Origin of the sequence: Kitasatospora putterlickiae, from assembly GCF_039527695.1 — a bacterium.
In the GTDB taxonomy this organism is placed as follows: domain Bacteria; phylum Actinomycetota; class Actinomycetes; order Streptomycetales; family Streptomycetaceae; genus Kitasatospora; species Kitasatospora putterlickiae.
Genome location: NZ_BAAAKJ010000016.1, coordinates 58,329 through 62,790, shown reverse-complemented (window position 1 = coordinate 62,790; position 4,462 = coordinate 58,329). Strand labels below are relative to the sequence as shown.

Genomic DNA, 4,462 nt, shown 5'->3' with positions numbered 1-4,462 from the left:
CCGGTCTTGGTGGGGGTGGCGCCGAAGCGGTGGGTGAGGGCCTGGACGAGGTGGAGGCCCCGGCCGGAGAGGGCGTAGGGGTCGCTGGGGAGCCGGGGTTCGGGCAGGACGGGGCGGTTGTCGCAGACGGCGACGCGCAGGGTGGTCGTGATGAGGGAGACCAGGACGCCGGGGACGGGGCAGTCGCCGTGCTGCCAGGCGTTGATGAAGAGCTCCTGGAGCGCGAGTTCGGCGTCGTCGATGGTGGTGGGGTGCCAGCCGGCGGTGTGGAGGATGGAGCGGAGTTCGGCGCGGACGGTGGTGCAGTCGGGCGGGTTGAGGGCACGCATGGGAAACCTCCATGGGAAGAGGCGAAGAGGGGGAGGAGAGAGGGACGGCGATGGATGCGTCACCGTGAACGAGGCCGGCCCGGGCCTGGCTGCTCTGCGGTGCGAAATGGGCAGCATGCGCCTACCGCCCAGGATTTCAAGCGTTACTGACGATCCATCGGATCGTTGTGAGATAGACCATAGCCCACGCTGCCTATATTTATAGGTCAAGGCAGGAAAGTTCCCCCTACCGTGTAGTCCACTCGCAGTTGGACCGGTTCGCCGACCGCGCGGCACACTGGTTCAGCCCCGTCAGAGAGGACGCCATGGCCCTTCGCTCCAACCCGACCCTCCGTCAACGACGCCTCGGAACCGAGCTGCGGCGGATGCGAGAGCAGGCGGGCTTCGGCAGCAGTGAGCTTGCCCGGAGACTCGGGATCAGCCCGGCCCAGATGACGCAGATGGAGATGGCGAAGATCGGCGTCAGTCCCGAGCGGCTGCGGATGGTCGCCTCGGCGTGTGGGTGTGCCAACGAACCACTGATCGACGCGCTCGCGAACATGGCTTCGGAGCGAGGAAAGGGCTGGTGGGAGGAGTGCCGGGGCACCCTCACGATCGACTTCCTCGAAGTTGCCGAGCTTGAGGCCCATGCCCGGAAGCTGACCTTCTGCACCACCGCATACATGCCGGGCCTGCTTCAGACCCATGCTTATGCGTCCGCCGTATTCGCCCGACTGTTTCCACCACTGTCAGTAGGGGAGGTTGAGGCGAGGACCGCCTTCCGCATCCGGCGACAGAAGATCATCCGGTCGGGCTCCACACCGTTGCGAACCTTCATCCATGAGGCCGCACTGAGGATGCAGTTCGGCGGCCCCGTGGTGCTCGCGGATCAGCTTGGGGCCCTGATCGATGACTCTGAACACCCTGGAATCTCCGTGCGAGTGGTGCCGTTTGCCCTCGACACCTTTCCGGGATCCGGCGAGAACCTGACCTTCGCCGAAGGGCCTGTCCCTGAACTCGACACCATCGAAATGGACGTGTCTCAGGGAGCTCTCTTCTTCGACTCGCAAGCCGACCTGGCCAAGCATCGAGTCATCTTCTCGCGTCTTGACTCGACCGCTCTCGGTGAGGACGAATCGCGCGAGTTCATCCGATCCGTCATGAAGGAAGTGAAGTCCGGGAATGTCTAGCTCGGAGTGGCAGAAGTCCAGTTACAGCGCCTCGAACAACGAGTGCGTCGAGGTCCGTGCAGGCATCGAGGCGGTTGAACTACGGGAGTCCGACGAGGGCGATGTCGTCCTCCGCTCCGACCCTGCCGCCTTCGCCAACCTCCTCCGTGCCATCAAGGCCCGCGAACTCGACCACCACGCCTAACACCCTCCAGCCATCGTCCAGCGCGGAGTAGGAAGTCGGTCTGGCCGACTTCCTACTCCGCAAGACAGGTGACTCGCTCCTCGTTGTGCGCCCGCGCGCCTCTTGCGCGGGTCGGCCAGCGGGGCGATAGTCGGGCAACCGAGCGCAATCGGATCGGCACAGGGAGAGGTCATGAGGCTGCGTTTCCTGGGGATCATCCCGAACACTCCCGTTGACGACTCGCCGACGATCTGGCTGGACGAGGACACCGGGGATCTGCTGATCCAGTCCTACAAGGCCACGGAGGACGAAGTGAAGGCGTGCCAGGAGATCGGGTCGGTCCCCGGTCATGGCACTGGCGTCCCGAGTCACGAGACGATCATCCGGCTTCCGGCCGTCATGCTGGACTACATCCCACGACCCGAAAGTGGAAACGGTGAAGTTCCCCGTTCGTGAGGGCCTGGCCGGGGCGCGGCGCTCCGCCGTCCATCTGGAGATGCGTGATTGCTACACGCCGGATGACCCGGAGTTCGCTCGTTGGTGTGCCGGTCACCGGTACGGCAATGATCCTGCCACGTTGCCGGACTGGTGGGGTTCTTGGGCCGACCTAGTTGCCGAGACGACCGGGCGCGGCGTGGTCATGAGGCGGGCCCGAATCGTCTCGGAGCCGGTGACGGACTACATCCGCTATGAGCACGACCTCACGTTCGCCAACATCGCCGCAGGCGAACTGGTGCGCTGGTTGCCCCGCCGGAGGGCTGCCGACATCGCGCTGCCGGGAACGGACCTATGGATGTTCGACGGTTCGACCGTGCTGTTCACGTACTTCTCCGGAGCCGGGGAGGTCGTGGACAGGGAGTGGCGAACGGATCCGGCCGTCCTGGATCTGGTCAACTCCGCCTTCGAAGCCGTGTGGGAGCGGGCGACACCACACGAGGGCTACAAGCCGGCCTGACCCACCATGTCCGCATCGGGATCGTCGCACGTCCAGGCCGCCCGGAAGGTCCTCGCCGACCGTCTCCGTGAGATGTGCAGGGACGCCGGGCTGGACGGCAAGCAGCTCGCATCGCTGTGCGGCTGGCATCCGTCCAAGGTGTCCCGGATCTCCACGGCCAAGACCGCCCCGTCCGCCGAGGACCTGCTCGTCTGGTGCCGTGCGTGCGGCAAGGAGGACCAGGCGGCGGACCTGGTGGCCTCCCTCCGTGCCGTCGAAGGCATGTGGGTGGAGTGGCGCCGCATGGAGCGCACGGGCCTGCGAAGGGCGCAGGAGGCGGTTCTGCCTCTGTTCGATCGGACGGTCTGGTTCCGGGCCTACTCATCATGGCTCGTGCCCGGGCTCCTCCAGACCCGCGGTTACACCGAGGACGTGCTGCGCGCCGTCCAGCAGCGGCGGGTTCCGGTCGACGACGTGGCCGATGCGGTGAGAGTACGAATGGACCGGCAGCGTGTTCTGCGCGATGGCAGGAGACGCTTTGCGTTTCTGATTGAGGAGTCCGTCCTGGTCAACGGGCTCGGTGACGTGGACACCCAGGCGGAGCAGCTTGAGCGGCTGATCACGGCAGGCGCGCTGCCGAACGTCAGCGTCGGGATCGTGCCTTCCCGGCTGAACCGTACCCGGATGCCGGTCGAGGGGTTCTGGATCTTCGACACCACTCAGGTGAACGTGGAACTCGTCTCCGGGCACCTCACCCTGACCCAGCCCAGTGAGGTCGCGATGTACGCAGGCACCTTCGCCGCGCTGGGGGACATGGCGGTCTACGGCTCGAACGCCCGTGCGCTGATCGCGGCCGCCATTGATGCTCTCGGGTGAAGTCGTGCAATCCCGCAGAATCCGGTGGATCCCAACTCGCCGCCATTCCTAAGTTGCTGCCGTGCCCCGACAGCGGGCTGAGTGAATCCCGCCCCGGCCGTCGGAATCCGGCCGGGGCGGGTGAACCACCGTGCGGGGACGGCTTCTCCGCAGCGTCGAACAGGAGGGCGGCGGCATGAGTGACCTGTACGAGGTCGAGGTTCCGGCCGGGGTGACCGTGTACCGGGCGTGCGGGGGCAATCAGCAGTCGGAGCACGAGACGTGCGCGACGTTGCGGGAGGTGCCCGGCGTCGTGGGTGGCCTGTGGGTGATGGGTGACACCAAGCGTCCGGGCGTGGAACTGCGGTTCAGCACGGCCGAGCTGGCGGCGGCGGGGATCGACCCGGCGCGGTTCGGCACGGCGGTCTGAGACACCCGGCACGAACCGGCCCCGTCCCCACGCCAATTGGGGACGGGGCCGACCCATCCATCAAGGGTAGGCGCGCATGGATCACTGGCACAGGCCCGGACTCCACTGGCACTGCTACGCGTGGGTCGGCAGCAAGCGGCCCGAGGACACCGAGCGGCGGCCTCCCGAGCCGCAGAACGGGAGGCGGCCGGTCTGGAACAGCCCGGTTCCTCCCTTGGAAGTCATGCACTGGCTCGCCAAGTCGGCCGACCGGATCAGCCTCACCACCGGCGACCCGGCGGGCGCGGTGGAGTGGCTCGGCAAGCAGCTCGCCGACGCTCCCGGCTTGGAGACGGACCTCTCCGCAGGACTCCGACTCGACCACGCCCGCGCCTTCCTCGCCACCTACCCCCACGACGTGGTGTGGACGTACTGGACCCCCGGACAGCAGCTGCGCTCCGTCGCCGCCGTCTCCTGCCCCCGCACCCACAACCCCACCTCGGAACCGCCCCCACCCTGTCCGCTCGGGCGGCGGTGATTTCCCGGAGTAGGAAGTCGGACGCGCCGACTTTCCACTCCGGACGGGGTGCCGGCCCCCGGCTG

Annotated in this window: 8 protein-coding genes; 7 read left to right on the top strand and 1 reads right to left on the bottom strand. The window is 67.1% G+C overall.

Annotated elements, in window-relative coordinates; translation table 11 throughout:
- Positions 1-329, bottom strand: a 329-nt coding sequence (locus ABD308_RS01740) for an ATP-binding protein (RefSeq protein WP_344324360.1), incomplete at its 3' end; no start/stop codon positions are given.
- A gap of 305 nt (positions 330-634) precedes the next feature.
- On the opposite strand from ABD308_RS01740, the gene ABD308_RS01735 reads away from it, so the two are divergent.
- The 7 genes from ABD308_RS01735 (at position 635) to ABD308_RS01705 (ending at position 4,397) form a co-directional block, all read left to right on the top strand.
- Positions 635-1,498 carry a helix-turn-helix domain-containing protein gene (locus ABD308_RS01735; protein ID WP_344324371.1) on the top strand — a complete coding sequence of 288 codons (864 nt, stop codon included), beginning with the start codon at positions 635-637 and terminating at the stop codon, positions 1,496-1,498.
- On the top strand, positions 1,491-1,682 hold the full coding sequence (locus ABD308_RS01730) for a DUF397 domain-containing protein (RefSeq protein WP_344324356.1): 192 nt from the start codon (positions 1,491-1,493) through the stop codon (positions 1,680-1,682). The genes ABD308_RS01735 and ABD308_RS01730 overlap by 8 nt, the downstream gene beginning before the upstream one ends.
- A gap of 171 nt (positions 1,683-1,853) precedes the next feature.
- Positions 1,854-2,117, top strand: coding sequence for a hypothetical protein (locus tag ABD308_RS01725; protein WP_344324353.1), 264 nt, complete (start codon positions 1,854-1,856; stop codon positions 2,115-2,117).
- Positions 2,098-2,616: a DUF6879 family protein gene (locus ABD308_RS01720; RefSeq protein WP_344324350.1), complete on the top strand. Its 519-nt coding sequence runs from the start codon at positions 2,098-2,100 to the stop codon at positions 2,614-2,616. Before ABD308_RS01725 ends, ABD308_RS01720 begins: the two co-directional genes overlap by 20 nt.
- 6 nt (positions 2,617-2,622) lie before the next feature.
- Positions 2,623-3,471 (top strand): helix-turn-helix domain-containing protein, encoded by an 849-nt coding sequence (locus tag ABD308_RS01715; RefSeq protein ID WP_344324347.1) that lies wholly within the window; start codon positions 2,623-2,625, stop codon positions 3,469-3,471.
- Between the two features lie 175 nt (positions 3,472-3,646).
- Positions 3,647-3,880 (top strand): DUF397 domain-containing protein, encoded by a 234-nt coding sequence (locus ABD308_RS01710; RefSeq protein ID WP_344324344.1) that lies wholly within the window; start codon positions 3,647-3,649, stop codon positions 3,878-3,880.
- Positions 3,881-3,956: 76 nt separating this feature from the next.
- Positions 3,957-4,397, top strand: a complete 441-nt coding sequence (locus ABD308_RS01705; protein ID WP_344324341.1) for a hypothetical protein — start codon at positions 3,957-3,959, stop codon at positions 4,395-4,397.
- The last annotated feature ends 65 nt before the right edge of the window (positions 4,398-4,462 follow it).

What these genes read in the sequence shown, in the direction of transcription:
- ABD308_RS01735 (WP_344324371.1), top strand. Translation starts at nt 635, where the DNA reads ATGGCCCTTCGCTCCAACCCGACCCTCCGTCAACGACGCCTCGGAACC.
- ABD308_RS01730 (WP_344324356.1), top strand. Translation starts at nt 1,491, where the DNA reads ATGTCTAGCTCGGAGTGGCAGAAGTCCAGTTACAGCGCCTCGAACAAC.
- ABD308_RS01725 (WP_344324353.1), top strand. Translation starts at nt 1,854, where the DNA reads ATGAGGCTGCGTTTCCTGGGGATCATCCCGAACACTCCCGTTGACGAC.
- ABD308_RS01715 (WP_344324347.1), top strand. Translation starts at nt 2,623, where the DNA reads ATGTCCGCATCGGGATCGTCGCACGTCCAGGCCGCCCGGAAGGTCCTC.
- ABD308_RS01710 (WP_344324344.1), top strand. Translation starts at nt 3,647, where the DNA reads ATGAGTGACCTGTACGAGGTCGAGGTTCCGGCCGGGGTGACCGTGTAC.
- ABD308_RS01705 (WP_344324341.1), top strand. Translation starts at nt 3,957, where the DNA reads ATGGATCACTGGCACAGGCCCGGACTCCACTGGCACTGCTACGCGTGG.